Consider the following 21,356-nt stretch of genomic DNA (forward strand, 5'->3'; position numbering starts at 1 on the left):
CGCGAGGAGGCATCCATGTTGGACACAGTTGCAAGCGGGGCGAGTACGGTGCGGTTGCAGGGCTTCCGCCGTTTATCGGAATCTTCGGTGCAGCGGCCGGCGCAGGGCCTGGCCGCCGCCTTGAGCGGCGCGCGCGGCGCGGCCGAACGCAGCGTGGAAGACGCGCCGCCGGCGCGCGGCGGCCAGGTTGCGCTTAGCGACGACAAGCTGCGCCTGCGGCGCGAGGACTTGGGCCAGACCTTGCTGGCGATGAAACGCGAAGCGTATCGCCAGGCGGAGCCGGAGCGCTCGCGCTGGCCGCGCTGGGTGCAGGCCTTGAACATCCTGCCGCGCAGCCACGCGGTGGCGCCGCGGACCGTGGCCATCGTGGAAAGCTTGCGGCAGACGCTGGCGGCCGGCGACGCGCAAACGCCGCTGGACATCAAGGAATGCGCGCGGCTGTCGCTGGACATGGAGGCGCTGGCGCGCGCGGCTACGCCGGGCAGCCCGCTGGCGGAACTGAGCCAGCGGCTGGCCTTGTTGGGCCAGGCGGCCTGGGCGCAATTGGCGCGGACGGAGGCGGAAGCGCAGTTGCTGCCGCAGTTCCAGCGCTTCGACCAGCCCGGCGCCAGCCAGGAGCGCAACGTCGGCGGCTCGGTCGGCGTCGGCCTGGGGCTGGGCGAAGCCGGCGCCGGAGCCAAGGCCACCTTCAGCGTGGGCCTGGCCTGGAGCCGCGGCATGGACAACGACGACGAAGGCTTCGTGTTCCAGAACCAGGGCAAGGCGGTGTCGGCGCGCGCCGGCGTTCAGGGCGGCGTAGGCGTCGCCACCTTGTCCGGCGCGGTGGAGGGCCGCCGCCAGCGCACCATGGCGACCGAATACGCCAGCGCCACCGCCTTCGTCAAGCTGAAGGCGGACCAACTGACGCACGGCTCGCGCCGCGACACCCTGGGCGTCAGCGCCCGCACCGTGGTGGGCGCGCTGATCCGCCTGTTCCGGCCCAGCCACGGCAACGAGCTGCGCCAATACCAGCAATTGCAACAGCAGGCGGCGGATCAGCAGCAGCGGCTGGGCGTGCTGCTGGGCTGGCTGGGCCAGCGCGACAACGCCGCGTCCCTGCCCGGCGCGCAAGCGCCTTATCTGCCGCCCAGCAAGGTGGACAGCGTCAAGGGCAGCGCCTCCGCCCGCGCCGAAGCCGTCGGCGTCGGGGCCGGCGTCGCCGCGGCGGTGGAGCGCATCGACATCCAGGCCGACGCGCTGACGCCGATCTGGCAAGGCCTGCGCCAAGAGCAAGGCGCGGCGCGCAACGCGACGATCGCGCAGCAGCGACTGGCCGGCATTGAACAAAAAGCCGCCGCGCTGATGGGCGCGGACGCGCGCAACCATCCCTTGAGCTGGCTCAGCGGCGCGCAGAACATGGCGGAACTGCGCGAGCAGACGCCGGCCAAGCTGCGCGACGCGGCGGAGGGCCTGCGCGCCGAATTCGAACATTTCTGCGCCGTCGCCCAGCAACTGGACGCCGGCATTGGCAAGCGTCAGGGCGGCGCGGCGGTGGAGCGCTCCGTCCAGGCCTCCTGGCGCGCCGGCAGCCGCGAGGAGACGCTGGCCAATATGGCGCTGGCCCACGCCGCGCTGACGCTGACCGCGGCGGGCAAGGGCGACGCCGAACTGCTGCAAAGCCTGGACGCGCTGGCGCCGCGGCTGTACGCGCCGCCCATCCGCCACGACGCGGCGGCCCTGGCCAAACGCACCAGCTTCCACGACGTGCTGCGCCTGCAGATCCGCGACCGCAGCGTCGCGCTGGACCTGGGCGGCGCGCTGGGCCCGCTGGGCCTGAAAGCCGAAGCCTCGCTGACCGAACGCACCCGGGTGCACCACAACCCGGTGCGCGCCGGCGACTACAAGGACGTGAGGATCAGCCTGTCCGGCAATCTGAGCGGCTCTTGGCCGCTGGACGCCTTGCGCGACGCGCTGAGCGCGCAATTGGCGCCGCACGGCCTGGCCGCCGAAGTGCCGGCGGCGCTGGCCGGGCTGCAAAGCTCGGCAGGCCTGCAAGGCGGCGGAGCGCTGACCCTGCTGCTGCGCTTCTATCGGCCGCAATACCAGACCCAGGCAGATTTCCCGGCAGAAGCCGCCGGCTTCCGGCTGCAACTGAGCCGGGTCAGCGCCAGCGGCAACCTCGGCGTGTCCGCCTCCGGCGGCGTGCCGCTGCAGCCGGGCGTGTCGCTGGAACTGGGTCTTAACGCCGGCGCCTCCGCCACCGCGGTGCTGGGGGAGCGTTGGGGCGACAACAGCCTGAGCGCGCCGCTGATGCACTATCTGCACCTGAAGGGCGTGAACGAGAGCGAGCGCTGGCCGGCCTTGAGGGTGGCGCAGCGCCCGGCGCTGGAGGCCCTGTGCCGCAAGCTGGCCGAACCGGGCTCGGCGGTGCGCCAAGAGGCGGATTACTACCTGCGGCGGCAGGGCGCGGACGGCGTGGATTTCTTCGCCGCGATGGAGCGCTTCGCCGCCAGCGGCTCCAAGCCGGCGGGAGACGCCGCGCTGGACGCGCTGGACGCGATGATGGAGCGCCAGCTCCCGCTGTGGCAGGCGGACAAGCAGAGCTTCGCCGGTTGGGAAGAGCTGCCGCTGGCGCGCTAGCGGCGGTGGATAAGGCAAGAGGACACAGCAAATGAGAATCACGGCAAGCGGCGCGGCGATGCCGCCGCCGCGCCCGGACGCCCCGCCGGCGACGGAGTCCAGCCGGCTGGCCCAGGCGGTCAAGGGCGTGGACAGCGTTTGCGAACCCGCGCCGCGGCCCTTGGAGCGTTTCCGCGACGTCGCCCGCTTCGTCGCCGCGCTGATGCCAAGGGAAGGGGAAACCGGCCTGGTGGACGAAGAGCTGCGTGAAGCGCGCGATCCGCGCCATCGCTACCGTCAGTACGCGCAGCCGGCGCATAAGGAATGGGTGGCCAGCGGCGCTTGCGCCAAGGAAAACTTCTTCGCCTGGATGGACGCCCGCCCGCAGCTGGACATCAATCTGGCGCGGCCGGGCCAGCCGCCGCGCATGGCGCGCTTGGGCGATGCGCCGCAAGTCAGCTATCTGAGCGACGCCGCCGCGCTCAAGCCTCATCTGGCCGAAGTGGCCGACGGCGTGTGGCGGCGGCCGGACGGCACGGCTATCGACACCGCCGGCTCCAAGGGCAAGCTGGACATGCCCGGCTACGGCATCCTGGTGTTGGATCGGGAGAACAGGCTGTTCGTCCACGACGCGGTGCTGGGACGGCTGCACCACAGCAGCACCAGCGCCGGCAAGCCGGTGCGGGCGGCGGCGATGATAGAGCTGCGCGAGGGCAAGGCCAGGTCGCTGATGCTGTCTTCCGGCCACTATATGAGCGATCTGGACGACCTGGAGCGGTTGCTGGATTTTCTGGACGGCAAGATGGATCTGTCGAAACTGGCGGTGCTGGCTCCGCATGAGGACCGGGCGGAACTGGCCGAGGTGCTGGCGCCCTATCGCCAGGCCCGGCACTAAAGCCGGGACGGTTTCAGACGCAAGCGGCGCGCCAATTTGGCGCGCCGTTTTTTTATGTCAGCTCGGCGCCCGCGGCTTAGGTGAGCGCTTTTTGGAAGTGCTTGATCTTGGCTTGGATTTAAATACTTACGACTGTTTTATTTTTTTAATTTTCAGGAGTCGCAGACATGATGCTGAATTCAGTCGGAGTTCGTCTGCTTCAAACCTCGTCCTCCAATGCCGGCGTGGAATCGGTGCAGGCCAGCAAGCGTTTTGCTCAGGTTTACGATAAGAGCGATTTCAAGGCGGTGTCGTCGGAAATCCATATGGTTTGGCTTGGCTCCAAGCCTGGCGACAGCCAGCAGAAATATCTGCGCGGAGGGCCGGAGAAAATATGAACAGCACGGTGAGTTTGTGGGTGGATTCGAAACCATTCGGCGCTTGCGCGGTGAATAAGAAAGTCCGCGAACAAGTGAATACGCTATTCCCGGATGCCAAGCAATATCAGCAGGAAAAACAACTACGCGGCTTGTTCAGTCAATTGAAGGCCAGCTTGCAGTCCGAGGACAAACCACTGAGCCGTGCGGCGCAGAGAAAGGAAATGCCATGAGCGAAAAAAATGATGATCAAACCCACTTCTTGGGCAGGTCGTTGAATTCTGTGACCTACAGTTCATTGTCATTCTCTCAAAATATTCATCATGAACTTAGTTCCTTGGTTCGCGATGCACTGACCGAGCTGAGCGTTTCAGACCAATTGTTGTATGGCTTTGACTCACACTCAACCATAGCCATTGATCTAAATGAAGGGCTGTCTATTAATATTTCGTTGGTCGACGATCGCCTCTTCATTTGGTCATTTATCCCGATTGGTGAAGAGCTGTTGATAGACAATGCCAGGCACATCATGCCTGTTCTCACCACTGTAATGGAATATGTTGAAACGGGCCACTTAACATTGGGTAAGTGTAATGATGGTTTCGAATTAAAAGCATTGATTAACCCGAGCGCATTGCTTGAAAATAAATTCAGTGAAGTTATTTATGGTTTTTATGGCGCGCTAAAGATTGTGTCTAGCCACCGATGAGGAAGGATGTTTAATGCTGGAAATTAAAGTCAATCACATCGCCCAGGTCAGCAGATGCCAAGCAGAACAGCAGGGTGAGCCTCAGTTACTGCCGGTTAAAACAATAAAAAACTCCCCAAGCATGATGCGTTTCAAAGAGGCCGCACAATTCATTATGGAAATGATGCCAAGAAAAAGCTGTGGGGAAGCAGGTGCTAACCCAAAATACTGGCTGGAAATTAAAGATCCGAAGCATCGCGATAGGGTTTCGTTGAATGGTCTTGATGCACAGTCCGGTGCATTAAGCGCATGGCAGGAAGACGCTAATAGCAAGGTTGGGCTGTTTCAGTGGATTGATCAGCATCCCGATGTTGAAATCAATACGCTCAAGAATAAACCTAAGCATCCTCTATCGCAGGATGTCGGCTATATCAATTATCTATCCTCTGGTCAAGCCGCTAATTATCGGGTAACGCTTTCTCAGGGTGAATGGAAAGTAGGGGATAAATTATTAGATACGACACATCTGCCGGGCAAGGCCGGGATGGAGGGCCACGCTGCCATTGTTGTCCATCGAGATGGAAATATCTTTGTTCACCCATATGAAAAAGGCAAATGGCAGCATACTTCGACGACAGAAGGTAAGCCGGTTTTATCAGCGGGTATGATACTCATTGCACAGGGGAAAGCGAAATCATTTCATCTGGATTCCGGCCACTATATGCCCCAGCGGCCTCAACTAGAACATCTCTTAGCTCGATTGGCGGCGCAAGGCGTCAATATTGACGAGCTCGATATCCACGCCAAGTCTATCGCGCAGGGTGATATAAAGGCGCTGGTGAGGAAATATTCTGGTTGACGTTGTTTGCCAGGTGGGAGTTTAATAATATAAACGCATTCTATTAGGATATAGACAATGATCCAAGTCCAAACATTGCATCGTTCTACCTCTATTACGCCGACTGAGCAAAGTCATCAGCGCAATCAATCCCTAAATGTGCTGGCAGTGCACAATACTCAAAACTCGCCGATGCACAGAACGCTGGACATCTACGGTATAGATGATAATCGGAAAGCGTTAAGCCAGCTAAATCAGGATAAATACCATGTGTTGATTAAAAAAGACCACTCAGGTAATTCTGATTTAACCCACGGTACCTATGTGTCCAAACAGGGTGAGGATGGCTATGGCAACTTTAACTGGTTAAATCCAAAGGGGCTGATGAAATATCAAACCCCAGATGTCGCTGTTATCAGCTTTACGAATAAAGATCAGTTAACACAGCTTAGCGAGACCTACTCGAAGACTCCCTTGCCGGATTTTCTCACCAAGGTACTTAATACAGAGGCCTGCCTAGATACTGATCTTTATCGCCGGAATGAGAGTCTGGCGCAGTTTGTTTCGCCAATTGACAGCACGCAACATGGATATCTCATTAGTCCCAATACACCGTACTGCGATGCAAAAGTGTTGGATGCCTACGTCAACGCTCCCGAAACACTCAAAAATAGCAAACATGGCATCATCTTGTGCACCTACGCGATTCATCCGGGTATACAGTCCTCATTTCTGGAATCGAGAAATCATCAATCAGGCTCTGAGAGGCTTGAGGCAAGCCAGAAGACGCCACAAAAGATGATTGATGAAAAAACACAGATTGACTCCTTGACCAGTATTCTAAGTTTAAAACAAGAGCATCTTCCGCAGCTCGAAAAATTGCGACAAGAGACAGTGCAACATCTTCGAAATGTATATGCTGTAAATGAACATGACAATACCAGAATGTTTTTCCATTTTCCCGTTGCAGAGAAAACCGCCACGCTTCACTTGCACACCTGGGTAAACAAAGGCGATCACCCGCTAAATGAACCAAGGTCTTTCGATCTTGACGCGATTATTGCGCATCTTAAGTCCGGGAAAGAGATTAGCGATCTTGTTCTTGACCGAAACGGGGGGGATTATTTTTTGCCGACCTCAGATTCCATTAAGGATATTAGCGGTATTCCATTTAAAGGCGTGCGCGGCAATGTTCTAAATCTGCCTTTGTAATATTTATACTTGGCCTTTTGTTCGTTGGAGTGCGATCAGTAAGCCTGAGTGACTAAGTGCAGCCAACGCACCTGCAACGTGCAACATGACAACCACAGGAAATAACTAATGATTTCAATTCAAGCGTTGCGGCCTTCTGCTGCGACTTTGCCCGCTGACTCGAGTCGCTTATGCCATGAGACCCTAGATGTACAGGCAGTACGTAACTCTCAGGCCAGCCTGACACAACACGAAAGTTCTGCGATCCGCAGAACATTGGATGCCTATGGTATTGATGACAATCGGAAAATCCTGAGCCAGCTAAATCAAGACAGCTATCATGTGTTGATTAAACAAGACAACTCAGGCACCGCCGATTTAACCCATGGCGCCTATATATCCAAACAATCTGAAGACGACTATGGTAGTTTCAGATGGCTAAACCCAAGAGGTTTGCAAAAGTATCAAACTAAGGACCTGGCTCAGGTAAGGCTGACAACAACAAACCTGGCACAGCTCCAGGAAACGTACAAAAATGAAAATACTACCCAGTTCCTGGTTGAGCTGCTACGCGGTAACAGCCGGGAACCTGGCGATAAGGTATACAATGAGGTGTATAAAAAAAATCCAGATATCTTCCATTACTCTGCCCCGTTGGAAACGGGTAATGGGTTTCTGATTTATCCGAATATTCCTTATATGTCGCAAACCTACACCGCTGGACAAGTCACGGATTTGGCCGCTAGGCCAGAAGGCATCCAGCTGACGGCCTGGGCCGTTCATCCTGCTTTACCACATGACTTGATTCAGGAAATGAAGGGTGATCCTTCAATAGAAAAAGTAGCGGTTAAGCAGAGTGAGGAATTAAATCAATATAAGGCTGAGTTAAAATCAGGCGTGAAGTCATTGACTTCTATATTGGATTTGGAGCAAAGCGATGTTGGAATGCTGGAAAAACTAAAGCGGGATAGCCTTCAGTATTTAGTTGATACCTATGGGGTGTCTGCTGAAAAAGATAAGGTTAAGTTGTTTTTCCATTTTCCGGTGGCGCCTTCAACCGCTACCTTGCATCTGCATATTTGGGTGAACAAAGGGGATCATCCCTTAAATGAGTCGCGCGCATTTGGTATTGATGAGGTCATTCAGCATTTAAAGAGCGATGGAAATATCAATGAGTTGATATTGTCCCGAAACGATGGGGAATTTATATTGCCGAGCAAAGATATGTTACATAAGATTAAAGGCATGCCTGAAAGTAAAGCACCAATGCCTGCCGACTATAGTGAACTTAGGCTCCCTATCGATGTGGCGCATCAAAAGGACATGGCCTAAGCGCCTGTTCATGATCCAATGCGCATAGCGAGACGCCGCACGGCGTTTTGGCGGGGTTCGCCTCAAGGCTAACCCCGCCAAGGCGCGCATATCCGGCGGACCGGAAACGTTCAGCCTGTTTCCGCTCAGGCGCCGCCGCCGTCCGCGGCCAGCCAGCCCGCGCCGTTGCGGTCCAGCTCGCGCACCGCCTGTTCGCCTATGCACAGCCCCAGTTTGCGGTAACTCTCGAACTGGGATTCGTCGAACCACTGATTGAGCGTGGACTGGTGAGGGAAGGTCGGGTGCTCGGCACGGTATTGCAGCACGTCCACCGGCTCCATGCCCTGCAGGCAGGGCTTCAGATAAAGCAGATGGCCGCTGGCGCCGGAGGCGTAGCGGATGTAGCCGACGGCGAAGGCGGCCCGGCTGAGGCCGGTGGCCGGGTCGCGGCGGATGGCGTCCACGTCGATGTGGATTTCCGCGCCCAGATCGATCCGGCATTTGCGGATGGCGTTGCCCAGGTCCTCGAAAGTCATCTGCTCGTCCTGACCGGCGTCGCTGATCACGATCAGCCGGCATTCCCGCCGCAGCAATTCATACAAGCCCAGGTTTTCGAAGTGGCCGCCGTCGCTGAGGTAGACGAAGTCCAAACGGGCATTGGTCTGCCCCAGCAACTCCTTGAGCAGATAGACCCAGCCCTGCGGCGGGGACATCGCCTGCAGCGCGGCGCCGGGCTTGCCCGGATTGGGGCACCAGCGCCCCAGCCTCACATTGAACACCGTCAGCAGAAAAGTCACCGCCGGCGAGCTGTGATAGCCCTGGTTGGGGCTGACCGCCGCGCCGGACACCGCCATCAGCGAGCCCAGCATCGGCCCCTGCTCGGCGCCGGTGGCGTCGTCGTGCATATAGTCGAGGGTGGGCACGAAGGCGTCGATGGCCTCCGGCGCGCCGTCGGGAAATTTATAGCCGCAGTAGCGCGGGGTGAAGGTGAAGGAGGCGGCCTTGCGTTGCTGCCAGGCCAGGTCGTCGCCGGCCACCAGGTTGAGGGTGGTGTTGATCAGCGGGTAGGGCCGCTGCGGCGGACCGGAGGGCGCGCCGGCCAGTTCGGCCAGCGGCAGGTCGTCGCCGGCGTTGAAGCCGGTGAAGCGGTTGACCGTGTCCGTCCGCTGCGGCGCGCTGGCGCCCAGATAGCCGCGCGTCAGCCGGTTGCGGTAGAAGTTGTGCAGCGAGAACAGATTGATGTCGAAGCGCGAGGAGGCGAACACCGCCAGCCCCAGGCTGGCCAGGATCAGCACCGCGTACAGCCCGCCGCCCATGCCCTGTTGCTCCGAGGCGGCGAAGTGCAGCGTGGTCCAGTCGCCGAGGCCGCAGCTTTGAAAGCCGCACAGCTGCTGGCGCAGTTGCCAGCCGTCGGCGCGGATCTCCAGCGCGGCCAGCAGCCAGCTGAGGCCGGCGCTGAGCAGGATCAGCAGGCCGGCGACGAAGACGTAAGGCCCGATGCGGGCGACCAGGTCGCGCCAGCCAGCGTGCTGTCCGCCGCCGGTCTTGGCGGACTGCCCCTGCCAGACCGCCGCCAGCGTGGTCAGCAGCCAGGCCGGCAGCGTCAGCGCGCGCAGCCAGTCGGCGGCCACCGCCAGCAGCGGCAGCGACAGCGCCACCACGAGGAACAGCAGCACCAGCGCCAGGTCCAGCGCCAGCAGCAGGCCGCCCAGCCGGGACCACCATTCGCGCTGCAGGTCCGAGAAGCTGCGCTTGACCAGGCCGATGTGCAGCGCGGCGCTGAGGGCGAACACCGGCGGCAGCACGGCGAAGGCGCCGGCCACCACGTACCAGGCCTGGGCCAGCGGCGCGCGGATGCCCAGGCCGTAGTCCAGCGCCTGCAGCAAGAGCCACAGCTTGCCGCCGCCGGCCAGGCCGGCCAGCAGCGCCCACAGCACGCTGCGCAGATAGCCGTTGCCGTGCAGCTGGCTGAAGCCGCGCGCCAGCAAGGCCCAGTAGCCGGCGTAAGCCAGGCTGGAGACCAGGGCCACCCGCCACAGCGGCAGCTGGTGCCAGAAGTCGGCGCGGTTTTCCAGTTGCCGCAAGGTGAACACCGCCATCGCGTAACAGAAGAGCAGCAAGAGCGCGATGCTGCAGGCCGGGGCATTGGGCGAGGCGGCGGTTTTGCCGTCGCGGGTGGTGGCGCGCGCCAGCAGCGCGGACAGCGCGGCGGAGGCGGCGGCCACGGCCAGCGCGGCGGTGCCCGCATAGGGCCAGTCGGCGAGATTGCGCGCCAGGCCCACCAGGAAATGAGGGCCCAGCAGCAGCGCCAGCAGCAGGCTTTGCAGCACGATCTGGTTGAGGATGAAGTTGCGCCAGTAGGTGATGACGGCGGACAGGGTGTCCAGGCTGAACGGCCCGGTCTTGGGGGTCAGGTAGTTGCTGTAGTCGCGCAGGAACTGGATGGCCGGCTGACGGCCCTGATGGTCGCGCAGCGTCTGTTCCATGCCGGCGTTGCCGGCGCGGCGCTTGAGCGCGGACAGCCAGCCGCCCAGATAGCCGCCGCCGGAGACGGTGGACAGGTAGTCGAATTCGCGCAGCCAGCGGCTGCTGACCAACGCCTGCAGCACGCCCAGGTTGAAGGTGGCGCTGCGGATGCCGCCGCCGGAGAAGGCGAGGCCGGCTTGCGGCGCGGCGTCGCCGCCCGGGCGTTCCACGCCTTCGTCCGCGCGCGCGGCGGCGAGACCGGCGCGTTCGTCGGCGTGGACTTGGGAGAAGGGCTGGGTCGGGGTGCTCATCGGGTCCTTTCCGACGGAATGGGTCGAGGTGGCGGCGCGGGTGGGGCGGGGAGATGATATGGGTTTGCTTCCCTATCCTCTCCACGCCTAAAGGCCACTCGGCAAGGCCGGTTCGCGCCTGGACGCCATCCCGCAGCGCTTATGAGCGCTTGGCGTCTTCCAAAATCGCCTCCGCCGCCTTCTCCGCGATCATGTACACCGCGGAGACGATGAAGAAGCCGGGGATGCGCGGAAACACCGAGGCGTCCACCACGCGCAGGCCGCTGACGCCGTGGACGCGGAACTGGCTGTCCAGCACGCCGCCGGCTTCGCGCGCGCCGATCGCGCAGCTGCAGGAGGCATGGTGGCCCCAGGCGTTGTCGCGGACGAACTGACGCAGTTCGTCGTCGCTTTGCAGCGCCTCGCCGGGCAGTTCTTCTTCCGCGATCAGGTTCTGCTTTTTCAGGTCCGCGGTCAGGGTGCGCACGAACTTGATGCCTTCCACCACCGAGTCCAGGTCCTGATCGCCGCCGGCGCTGCCTTCCTCGAAGTAATGGAAGTTGATGTCCGGCGGATCGCGCGGGTCGGCGGAACGCAGCGTCACCGTGCCGGCGCGGTTATTGGTGTGCGCCTTGAGAATGGCCCAGGTCAGGTAGTTCAGGTGTTCCGGAAACAGCCGCGAGTAGCCGGGGAAATAACCTTTGAACAGGCCCAGCAGCGCGAAGCAGAACAGGTCGGGCAGCGGGCGCTCTTGCGCCGAGCGGCGGATCACCGCCAGCACCGCGCCGTTGGTGGTGTAAACGCCCTTGCGTCCTTCCGCCCACTGCTTGTACTGCGGGTCGCCGGGCGCGAACTCCGCGCCCTTGAGCACTTCCCAGTGCTTGAAGTTCATCCGGTTGACCACGCCCACTTCATAGCGGTCCTGCAGGTTCTGGCCGACGCCGGGCAGGTCCACCCGCGGCGCGATGCCGTGCTCTTGCAGGTGGGCGGCCGGGCCGATGCCGGACAGCATCAGCAGTTGCGGGCTGTTGAAGGCGCCGCCGGCCAGGATCACTTCGCGGCTGCAGCGCGCCTCGCGGCGTTCGCCGGAGGCCTCGCTGACCCGGCCGCTGGCGCGGTAGAGACCGGCGCCTTTCAGGTATTCCACGCCCACCGCGCGCTGGCCTTCGTCGAACAGCACCCGGGTGGCCAGCGCGTCCAGTTCCACGCGCAGCCGGTCCGGGTGGCGCGCCGCCGCGTCCAGCACCCGTTCGCGGCTGCCGTTGCGCTGATGGTTGCGGGTGGCCAGCGGCGGGTAGCAGACGCCGACGGCGTTGTCGCGCACCAGCCGCCAGTCGTTGGGATCGGCCTGGCCTTGCAGCAGCCAGCGCCAGCTGCGGTGCGGCACGTCCACTTCGTCGAAGGCCTTGTCCACCGACACCAGCAGGGTGTCCACCAGGCCGGCGTCGCCCAGCGCGGATTCCGGGATCGCCTTCTCGGTTTGCAGCCAGCCGCGCCAGCCGTGGCGGGTGGGGTTGACGCCGAGCAGGCCCAGCCAGCGGTAGAGCGGGCGGTGGTGGCAGTTTTCCAGCCGCTCGAAGTAGCCGCGCATGTGGTCCGCGCGCCAGCTGTGGTCGCCGGTGAGCTGGGCGATGCCGTCCCAGTCCGCGTTGTGCGGGTAGACGGTGATCATCGCGTTGTGGGCGGTGCAGCCGCCCAGCGCGCCGGCGCGCGGGTAGAGCACGCCGTCCACTTTCCGGCCGTTCCATTCCGCGCGGTATTTGGGATCGCGCTTTTGCTGGGCGTCGTCGGCGTAGTGGCGGACGAAGTAGTCCAGCTTCATCGCCTCGTTTTCCGAGGCCAGCGCGTGGAACACCGGCACGTCGTAATCGTCGGGCAGCCGTTCGGCCTGGGGTTGCCAGGCGTCGCCGCCCTTGAGCGCGCGCGGGTCGCCGCCGGCCTCCAGCAGCAAGACTCGGTGGCCGGCCTCGGCCAGCCGCGCCGCCAGCGTGCCGCCGCCGGCGCCGGAACCCACCACGATGTATTCGTATTCGTCCATGGCGCGCGCTTTAGAAGGTTTTCAGGAATTCGATCAGCGCGTATTTGTCGCTGTCGCTGAGGCCGGGCTCCTTGGTCTGGTAGCCGGTGCCGAAGTAATGGCCGCGGTTGACCACGAAGTCAGGGCAGGTGCTCAGCTCCAGCATCGGCTGCGCCAGGTTGGCGAACACCTTGCGCGCCTCTTCGTCGCTGGCGCCCGGCGGCAGCGCCTTGAGGTCGTGCTTGATCTTCAGCAGCAGCTCCAGCAGTTTCTTGTCGTGCTTGAGTCGTTCGCCCAGCGAGGGGTTGTCCAGCGTCACCTGCAGATTGGAGATCAGGTTGACCGGGGTGCCGGCCGGGATCGGGCCCAGCTCCACGCCGTCCTTGCCGAACAGCCAGGGCAGATAGCGTTGCAGCGGGCCTTGCAGTTCCTGCAGCGCGTCCGGCAGGTAGCCGGTGGGCACGCGCAGATAGCTGCGGGCGGTGGTGCGGTCGATCAGGCCGGGCACTTTGTCGCCCAGCACCTTGTCCTTCTCGCGTTTCTCCGGCCACAGCAGTTTCTGGATGGAGTCGTTGAAGGACTCCATGCGCGCGGCCACCGACGGGCTGGGGTTGAATTTGCCCAGGCTGTTGTTGAGCAGGAAGGGCGCGGTGGACCAGACGCTGATCAGCGAGGCCGGGCGGGTGAAGCCGCGGCCGCCGGCCGGCATCTTGTACTGCGAGGGGGCGCCGGTGAACGGGTTGTGCACGGTGATCTCGCCGACCGAGGGCAGGTCTTTATAGGTTTTGGACGAGAAGTTGTCCCAGATATTGCCCTTGAGCGCATTGGTGGCCAGCGGGCTGCAGGCGTTGGTCTGCAGCAGGGTCACCGGCACCCGCAGTTCGGTGGACAGGTAGTTGTCCTTCAGGAAGTCGTCGGCCTGGACGATCTGGCGCATCTGCGATTTGAAGTCCTCGGTCTTGGTCCAGTCCCAGTATTTGTTGAAGCAGGCCAGGTAGTCCGGGCCGGCGCAGCCGGCGCTGGGGTCCAGCGGCGGCACCTTGGGCGGCAGCTTGCTGGAGTGGCAGCGCGCGCAGTTTTCCGCGAACACCACTTTGCCGCGGCTGAGCTGGGCGGCGTCGCTGCTCAGGTATTGCGCGCCGCCGGGAGCGTCCTTCAGCTTGTGCGGGTCCGTGCTTTTCAGGAAGAACAGCGCCATGTCCACCGTTTGCAGTTCGGTGGACTGCCAGTACACCGAGTTCTTGCGCGCGTCGGCGATCTGGATCGGGGTGATGGTCTTGCCGCCCACCAGCGGGTTGAAGTGCAGCAGCCATTCCTCGCTGAACAGGCCGATGTTCAGATAGACGCGGTTCAGCGCGCCCAGCGCGCCCACCGAGTCCGAGCCGTCCTTCAGCACCCGCGGCGTCCACACGGTCTTGGGCGGCTGGAAGAACTGGGTCAGCGGGCCGTCCTTGACGAAGTCGTTGAACTGCTTGTTGTTGAGCCCGCCGCCGGCCAGGGTTTCCTTGCCCCAGCGTTTGGCGATGTCCAGCCGCGGCCCCAGGCCGTACACCGCGTTCATGGTGCGCGGGTTGTTGATGGAGTCGGTGGAGATCAGCGAGGTGTCCAGCGCGCCGGGGCGCGAGGTGTGGAACAGCTGGAAGGGGAAGCTGCTGGGGTCCGCCTGCCAGGAGAAGATGCGGTCCACCCAGAAATATTGGGCGCCGACGTTGGAGCTGAGGTTTTCCCACTTCGGATGTTCCGGGTCCGCCGGCGGTTTCACCGGATTGGGGCCTACGTGGCAGAACGCACAGGACATGCCCACGCGGTAGGGGCGGATCAGGTCCTTGTCGTTGTAATACGTCGGGTCTTCGTAATAGCGCTTGGCGTCCCATTTCTTGGCGGCGGCCTCGTCGAAGGCCGGGTTGGGGAACAGGCGCAAGCCCACCACGCCGGTGGCGTAGCCGTAGAAGGAGCCGGCGGGCAGGTTCTTGCCGCGCGCGCCTATGGCCACGCCCGGATATTTCTGCTCGTTCTCGAACGGGTCTTTCGGGCAATCGGCGCGGCGCTGGTCCAGCCACAGGCCGAAGCGCTTGTCGTCCGGGCCGCCGGCCTTGTCGAAACAGGGCTCGTTGACCAGGCCCAGGTAGTTCCAGCGATTGTCGCGGCTGAACTTGAGGCCGGGATGGGAGGACAGGGTCTTGAGCAGGTCCAGGTTGCCGACGCTGACGGTGGCCAGCTTGTCCCACAGCCTGTCGTTGCCGCCGGTCCACACCAGCCAGGTGTTGCGGCCCTTGACCTCGGCGGCGTTCAGCGCCACCGCGCCGTCCATGTCCTTGAAGTAGTCCTCGTCGGCGGCGGGGAAGGATTCCACCGTGCGTTGGGCCTGCTTGGCCTCGTCCAGCACGGTGCCGGGTTTGGGCTCGCCGTCCCGGCAGCCGGCTAGGCTCAACAGCAATAGCAACGCCGCTCCCCGGCGCAGGGTAGGGGTCAACTGGGCCATCGCATTTTCTCCATCGGCAGCAAGGCGGTTTTGATTTTGTTTCATTTATTTGGCATGTCTGGGCCTATCTCTGCCTATAGCACGGCGGCGGCGGGACCGCGCCCGCGTAGTTTTGCTGAGCGTTCATACGGATGGCGAAAATCCGGCGCCATGGTCGATAGTTGAAAGTTGCCCGCGGCGGGAAAAGGAATAATCTCGGCGCTGATCCAGGCTCAAGCGGCGCGCGCCTGCGCGCTCGTCGAGGCTTGTGTCGCGCGGGCGCCGCCGCGGCGGGCCTGTTCTTTGTGTCTGGCGCGCGCCGCGGCGAAAACTCGGATCCCCATCAGATTTGCATCAGGATTCGCCCGCGACGCTGGGCGACACTTTCCCGGTCCAAGCACGAGCCCGGCAGGGCGTTTGACCGATGACCGATAACGATGTGTTGCACCCGCTGGAGACTTTGGAGGCCGCCGCTAAGCGCAGCGCGCCGGCCCAGGACGTCTGGCTGCTGCCGCCGCGCCGGGAAGAGGCGCGGCTGGAATTGAGCTGGGAAGAGGGCGCGGAAACGCTGACCCTGGCGGCGGATTGGCAGGGCCTGCTGTTGCTGGACCGCGTGGAAGTGAACGTGGTCGCCGGCGCGCTGGCCTTCCAGCCGGTCCGGCTGGAAGCGCTGAGCAAGCTGCTGGCTTTCGTCGACGAAGCCAAGACCGACGAGGCCCGCGACGCGGACGCGCCGGCGAGCGAGGCGCGCTGCGCGCGATTGCCGCTGGCCGATCTGAACGCCTGGCAGGACCGCAAGCGCTGCGAATACTGGTTCTTGCTGCAGGTGCTGATGCCGTCGCCGGCCTTCGCCGCGCTGCTGGCGCTGCTGCGCCGCAGCGAGAGTTATTGGCTGGTGCGCTTTCTACTGGCCCAGTCCACCTGCGGCGACAAGCTGCAGGCGCTGGGCGAGCGCTACGGCGTGTCTTACTCCCACTTCCGCCGCTTGTGCCGCCACGCGCTGGGCAACGCGGCCAAGACCGAGTTGCGCGACTGGCGCATGGCCCGTTCGCTGCTGGACGTGGCGGAAGGGCGGGAAAACCTGACCCAGGTGGCGCTCAAGCACGGCTACGCCTCGTCTTCGCATTTTTCCAACGAAATCAAGGGGCTGATCGGCGTGTCGCCGCGCGGTCTGTCCAACATCATTCAACTGGCCACCAAATGAATCGAAGCTTTTTATCCGCCGCGCTGCTGGCCGCGGCGCTGCTCGCGGCCGTGCCGGCCGCCGCCGCGCCGGAACCGGCGCGCGCCGCCGACTCCGCCGGCTACATCGCCAAGAAGGAGGGCCTGCGTTCTTTCTTCGACGCGATTTCCTCGCGGCTGAAAAAGCCGGTGATCGTCAGCAAGCAGGCGGCGCGCAAGCAGATCAGCGGCGATTTCGACCTGGCCAACCCGCAGGCGCTGTTGGACAAGATGACCCAGCAGCTGGGCCTGATCTGGTATCACGACGGCCAGGCCATTTACGTCTACGACGCCAGCGAAACCCGCAACGCGGTGGTGTCGCTGCGCAATGTGTCGCTCTCCGCCTTCAACGACTTCCTGCGTAAGTCCGGCCTCTACGACAAGCGTTATCCGCTGCGCGGCGACAGCCGCAGCGGCACCTTCTACGTATCCGGGCCGCCGGTCTTCGTGGACCTGGTGGTCAACGCCGCCGGCTTCATGGACAAGCAGAGCGACGGCATTGAGCTGGGCCGGCAGAAGATAGGCGTGGTGCGGCTCAACAACACCTTCGTCAGCGACCGCAGCTATGAGTTGCGCGACCAGAAGATCGTCATCCCCGGCATGGCCACGGTGATAGAGAAGCTGTTGCAGGGCGAGGGCAAGCCCTTGCAGACCGCCGGCGTCAATTCGGCGCGGCCGCCGGCGCGCAATAGCGACATCCCCGCGATGCCGGACTTCCCCGCCGGCGGCGAGATCAAGGCGCCGGCCTACCAGGCCGGCCTCAGCCTGCCCGACGCGCTGAAGCAGGACGCGGCGGCCGGCGACATCAAGGTGATCGCCTATCCGGACACCAATAGCTTGCTGATCAAGGGCACCACCGAACAGGTGCGCTTCATCGAAAACCTGGCGCTGGCGCTGGACGTGGCCAAGCGCCACGTGGAGCTGTCGCTGTGGATCATAGACCTGGACAAGGGCGACCTGGATCAACTGGGTGTTAACTGGAGCGGCAGCGTCACCGTGGGCAACAAGCTGGGCGTGGCGCTGAACCCCAGCAATTCGATCAGCACGCTGGACGGCACCCGCTTCATCGCCTCGGTGATGGCGCTGTCGCAGAAGAACAAGGCCAATGTGGTGTCGCGCCCGGTGGTGCTGACCCAGGAAAACGTGCCGGCCATCTTCGACAATAACCGCACCTTCTACGCCAAGCTGGTGGGCGAGCGCAATTCTAGCCTGCAGCACGTGACCTACGGCACCCTGGTCAGCGTGCTGCCGCGCTTTTCCGCCGACGGCCAGATCGAAATGTCGCTGAATATCGAGGACGGCCGCGAGGCCAAGAGCCCGGATTACGACAAGGACCCGCAGGACGCGTTGCCGGAAGTGGGCCGCACCCGCATCAGCACCGTGGCCCGGGTGCCGCAGGGCAAGAGCCTGTTGATAGGCGGTTACACCCGCGACGCCAATATCGAACAGTACAACAAGGTGCCGTTGTTGGGCAGCCTGCCCCTGGTGGGCGGCCTGTTCCGCTACCGCAGCCAGAACCAGAGCAATACCGTGCGCGTGTTCCTGATTCAGCCGCGCGAGATCGACGACCCGCTGACGCCGGACGCCAGCGATCTGTCGGCGGCGGTGGCCAAGGAGGGCGGCATCTCCAGCGATCCGCTGCAGCAATGGGTGCGGGATTATCTGGACCGCGAACAGCGCGCCGACGGTGCGGCCAAGGGCGCGACGCGTGGACATTAGCGGCCGTCCGCCGCCGGTCTTCGGCGTCCGCTCGCCCAAGCACCAAGGCAAGCTGGACGCCCAGCGCGACGCCCAGCGCCAGGGCGAAGCCCGGCAGGCGGAGGCGCAGCAGGTGGAGGACGCCAGTCCGGCGGCCGAGGTGCAGCGCTTCGCCCAGTCCACCGATGAAATGTCGGCGGCGCTGACCCAGTTCCGCAACCGCCGCGATTACGACAAGAAACTGGGCCATCTGGCCGACAGCTTCGAACGGGTGCTGGACGAGGAGGCGCAGCCCAAGGCGCAGCAAATCCTGCACGTGGCCAAGTCCCACGGCGTCAGCGCCGAGGAGCTGCTGCGCCAGGCGCGCTCCTTGTTTCCGGACGACAGCGATCTGGTGCTGGTGCTGCGCGAGCTGCTGCGCCGCCGCCAGCTGGACGAGGTGGTGCGCAAACGCCTGCAGGCCCTGCTCAAGCAGGTGGAGGATCAGGCCGAGCCCAAGCCGCTGAAGGCCGGCATCAACTGCGCGCTGAAGGCGAGGCTGTTCGGCAAGGCTTTGTCCCTGAGCCCCGGCCTGCTGCGCGCCAGCTACCGCCAGTTTCTGGAGAGCGAGGCGGCGGAAGTGGAGATCTACGCCGACTGGGTGGGCAGCTACGGCTACCAGCGCCGGGCGGTGGTGCTGGATTTCATCGAGGGCGCGCTGCTGGCCGACATCGATTCGCTGGACGCCAGCTGTTCGCGGCTGGAGTTCGGCAACCTGCTGGGCCGGCTGAGCCAGCTCAAGCTGCTGCGTTCGGCCGACGCGCTCTTCGTCGGCCGCATGCTGAGCAATCCGCAGGTGTGCGCCTTCAACCCCCACGAGGCGGACTGGCTGTTGTTTTTGCTGTCGCTGCTGCAGCAGCCGCAGCAGCTGGACGGCCTGCTGGCGGAAACGGTGGGCGACACCGCGCTGCTCAGCCGCCACAGCGAGCACTCCACCTTGCTGCAGGCGCTGTACCAGGCCTGCAAGGCGCTGCCGCCGCAGCTGTTCGTCGACGAACGCTGGCTGGACGCCTTGCAGGAGGAATTCCGCCGGCTGGCCGCCATCGCCTACCGCCACGAGCTGGCCGAACGCCGGCGCGAGGCCGAGGGCGGCGGCGCGGAGTAAAACGAGAGCCGCCAGGCAAGGCGGGGGACATGTCCCGTCTTGCCTGGCTGTTTTTCCCGGCGGGCTGCGGCCCGTCGCCAATATCGAATCGCTTTGGATGACTAACGGTGTTTAATTCCCTGCTCAACGGCGCGCGCTCGCGGCCGGAATTGCTGATCCTGCTGTTGATGGTGATGATCATCGCGATGCTGATCATCCCGCTGCCCACCTATCTGGTGGACTTCCTGATCGGCCTCAACATCGTGCTGGCGGTGCTGGTGTTCATGGGCTCGTTCTACATCGACCGCATCCTCAGCTTCTCCACCTTCCCCTCGGTGCTGCTGATCACCACGCTGTTCCGGCTGGCGCTGTCCATCAGCACCAGCCGCCTGATCCTGATCGAGGCCGACGCCGGCGAAATCATCAACACCTTCGGCCAGTTCGTGATCGGCGACAGCCTGGCGGTGGGCTTCGTGGTGTTCTCCATCGTCACCGTGGTGCAGTTCATCGTCATCACCAAGGGCTCGGAGCGGGTGGCCGAGGTGGCGGCGCGCTTCTCGCTGGACGGCATGCCCGGCAAGCAGATGAGCATAGACGCCGACCTCAAGGCCGGCATCGTGGACGCCGACGGCGCGCGCGAGCGCCGCAGCGTGCTGGAGCGCGAGAGCCAGCTTTACGGTTCCTTCGACGGCGCGATGAAGTTCATCAAGGGCGACGCCATCGCCGGCATCATCATCATCTTCGTCAACTTCATCGGCGGCATCGCCGTGGGCATGACCCAGCACGGCATGGACCTGTCCACCGCGCTGTCCACTTACACCATGCTCACCATCGGCGACGGCCTGGTGGCGCAGATTCCCGCGCTGCTGATCGCCATCAGCGCCGGCTTCATCGTCACCCGCGTCAACGGCGACAGCGACAATATGGGCCGCAACATCATGAGCCAGTTGCTGGGCAACCCGTTCGTGCTGGTGGTGACCGCGGTGCTGGCGCTGGCGGTGGGCATGCTGCCCGGTTTCCCGCTGATCGTGTTCCTGATCCTGGCCGCGGCCTTGGGCGGCCTGTTCTATTACAAGCGCCGCGTGGCGCGGAAAGGCGCGTCGGGCGCGGCTCAGGCGCCGGCGTCGGGCGCGGCGGCCGGCGCGACGCCGGCCGGCGGCAAGGACAGCTCGCTGGGCCTGATCGGCAATCTGGACAAGGTGGCGGCGGAGACCGTGCCGCTGATCCTGCTGGTGCCCAAGGCTCGCCGCGCCGCGCTGGAGCAGGCGCAATTGGCCGAGCGGCTGCGCAGCCAGTTCTTCATCGACTACGGCGTGCGTTTGCCGGACATGCTGCTGCGCGACGGCGAAGGCCTGCCGGACAACCGGGTGGCGGTGCTGATCAACGAGATTCGCGCCGACGAGTTCGAGCTGCATTTCGACTTGCTGCGGGTGGTCAATTACTCGGACGAGGCCGCCGCGCTCGGGGTGCAGCCGGTGTTCAGCGCCCAGGGCGCCAGCCAGTGCGCCTGGGTGCGCCCGGCCGACGGCGACAAGCTGGCCAAGCTGGGTTACCAGCTGCGCCCGGCGCTGGACGAGCTCTACCTATGCCTGGCCGCGCTGCTGGCGCGCCACGTCAACGAATACTTCGGCGTCCAGGAAACCAAGCACATGCTGGATCAGCTGGAAGCCAAATACCCGGACCTGCTCAAGGAAGTGCTGCGCCACGCCACGGTGCAGCGCATCGCCGAAGTGCTGCAGCGGCTGCTGGCCGAACGCATCTCGGTGCGCAATATGAAGCTGATCATGGAGGCGCTGGCGCTGTGGGCGCCGCGCGAGAAGGACGTGATCAATCTGGTGGAGCACGTGCGCGGCGCGCTGGCGCGCTACATCTGCCACAAGTTCGCCAGCGGCGGCGAACTGCGCGCGGTGATGATGTCCGCCGAGGTGGAGGACATGGTGCGCAAGGGCATACGCCAGACCTCGGCCGGCGCCTTCCTCAACTTGGAGCCGGCGGCTTCGGACGAGCTGATGGACCTGTTCGCGCTCGGCCTGGACGGCATGGGCATCGCGCACAAGGACCTGGTGCTGCTGGCCTCGGTGGACGTGCGGCGCTTCATCAAGAAACTGGTCGAAACCCGCTTCCGCGATCTGGAAGTGGTGTCCTTCGGCGAAATCGCCGACAGCGTGTCGGTGAACGTGATCAAAACCATCTAAAAAAGGAT

General features: G+C 63.5%; 15 protein-coding genes. 12 read left to right on the forward strand and 3 right to left on the reverse strand.

All coding sequences use genetic code 11. From position 1 onward, the window contains the following. Positions 1-15 precede the first annotated feature (15 nt). From VK98_RS05690 to VK98_RS23225, 8 genes are all read left to right on the forward strand, one after another. Entirely contained in the window at positions 16-2,619 is a 2,604-nt protein-coding gene (locus VK98_RS05690; protein WP_156187773.1) for a hypothetical protein, read from the forward strand. Positions 2,620-2,650: 31 nt separating this feature from the next. Continuing rightward, on the forward strand, positions 2,651-3,493 hold the full coding sequence (locus tag VK98_RS05695; protein ID WP_156187774.1) for a hypothetical protein: 843 nt from the start codon (positions 2,651-2,653) through the stop codon (positions 3,491-3,493). Between the two features lie 167 nt (positions 3,494-3,660). Next, positions 3,661-3,870 carry a hypothetical protein gene (locus VK98_RS05700; protein ID WP_048413101.1) on the forward strand — a complete coding sequence of 70 codons (210 nt, stop codon included), beginning with the start codon at positions 3,661-3,663 and terminating at the stop codon, positions 3,868-3,870. Continuing rightward, the gene (locus VK98_RS05705; RefSeq protein ID WP_048413102.1) at positions 3,867-4,082 is read left to right on the forward strand and encodes a hypothetical protein; all 216 of its coding nucleotides are present in this window, start codon (positions 3,867-3,869) and stop codon (positions 4,080-4,082) included. The genes VK98_RS05700 and VK98_RS05705 overlap by 4 nt, the downstream gene beginning before the upstream one ends. Continuing rightward, a complete protein-coding gene (locus VK98_RS05710) occupies positions 4,079-4,558 on the forward strand; it encodes a hypothetical protein (RefSeq protein ID WP_048413103.1) in 480 nt (159 codons plus the stop codon). Before VK98_RS05705 ends, VK98_RS05710 begins: the two co-directional genes overlap by 4 nt. 13 nt (positions 4,559-4,571) lie before the next feature. Beyond that, positions 4,572-5,396, forward strand: a complete 825-nt coding sequence (locus VK98_RS23650) for a hypothetical protein (RefSeq protein ID WP_156187775.1) — start codon at positions 4,572-4,574, stop codon at positions 5,394-5,396. 57 nt (positions 5,397-5,453) lie between these two features. Continuing rightward, positions 5,454-6,587, forward strand: coding sequence for a hypothetical protein (locus VK98_RS23655; RefSeq protein WP_156187776.1), 1,134 nt, complete (start codon positions 5,454-5,456; stop codon positions 6,585-6,587). A gap of 108 nt (positions 6,588-6,695) precedes the next feature. Beyond that, positions 6,696-7,898: a hypothetical protein gene (locus tag VK98_RS23225; RefSeq protein WP_082158772.1), complete on the forward strand. Its 1,203-nt coding sequence runs from the start codon at positions 6,696-6,698 to the stop codon at positions 7,896-7,898. Between the two features lie 125 nt (positions 7,899-8,023). Here VK98_RS23225 and VK98_RS22680 read toward each other — a convergent pair whose 3' ends face one another. From VK98_RS22680 to VK98_RS05735, 3 genes are all read right to left on the reverse strand, one after another. After that, on the reverse strand, positions 8,024-10,654 hold the full coding sequence (locus VK98_RS22680) for a hypothetical protein (RefSeq protein ID WP_053077239.1): 2,631 nt from the start codon (positions 10,652-10,654) through the stop codon (positions 8,024-8,026). Positions 10,655-10,793: 139 nt separating this feature from the next. Further along, entirely contained in the window at positions 10,794-12,671 is a 1,878-nt protein-coding gene (locus VK98_RS05730; protein ID WP_048413106.1) for a GMC family oxidoreductase, read from the reverse strand. Between the two features lie 10 nt (positions 12,672-12,681). Continuing rightward, entirely contained in the window at positions 12,682-15,132 is a 2,451-nt protein-coding gene (locus VK98_RS05735; protein WP_053077240.1) for a hypothetical protein, read from the reverse strand. A 403-nt stretch (positions 15,133-15,535) separates the two neighbouring features. Here VK98_RS05735 and invF point away from each other — a divergent pair, with 403 nt between their 5' ends. From invF to VK98_RS05755, 4 genes are all read left to right on the forward strand, one after another. Then, entirely contained in the window at positions 15,536-16,315 is a 780-nt protein-coding gene (gene invF / locus VK98_RS05740; RefSeq protein ID WP_082158773.1) for an AraC family transcriptional regulator InvF, read from the forward strand. Further along, positions 16,312-18,051, forward strand: a complete 1,740-nt coding sequence (gene sctC, locus VK98_RS05745; RefSeq protein WP_053077241.1) for a type III secretion system outer membrane ring subunit SctC — start codon at positions 16,312-16,314, stop codon at positions 18,049-18,051. The genes invF and sctC overlap by 4 nt, the downstream gene beginning before the upstream one ends. Beyond that, positions 18,041-19,174 carry a YopN/LcrE/InvE/MxiC type III secretion system gatekeeper gene (locus VK98_RS05750; RefSeq protein ID WP_304413551.1) on the forward strand — a complete coding sequence of 378 codons (1,134 nt, stop codon included), beginning with the start codon at positions 18,041-18,043 and terminating at the stop codon, positions 19,172-19,174. The genes sctC and VK98_RS05750 overlap by 11 nt, the downstream gene beginning before the upstream one ends. A gap of 107 nt (positions 19,175-19,281) precedes the next feature. After that, on the forward strand, positions 19,282-21,348 hold the full coding sequence (locus tag VK98_RS05755; protein WP_082158774.1) for an EscV/YscV/HrcV family type III secretion system export apparatus protein: 2,067 nt from the start codon (positions 19,282-19,284) through the stop codon (positions 21,346-21,348). Positions 21,349-21,356 lie beyond the last annotated feature (8 nt).

Origin of the sequence: Chromobacterium sp. LK11 (assembly GCF_001043705.1) — a bacterium.
Classification (GTDB): domain Bacteria; phylum Pseudomonadota; class Gammaproteobacteria; order Burkholderiales; family Chromobacteriaceae; genus Chromobacterium; species Chromobacterium alkanivorans.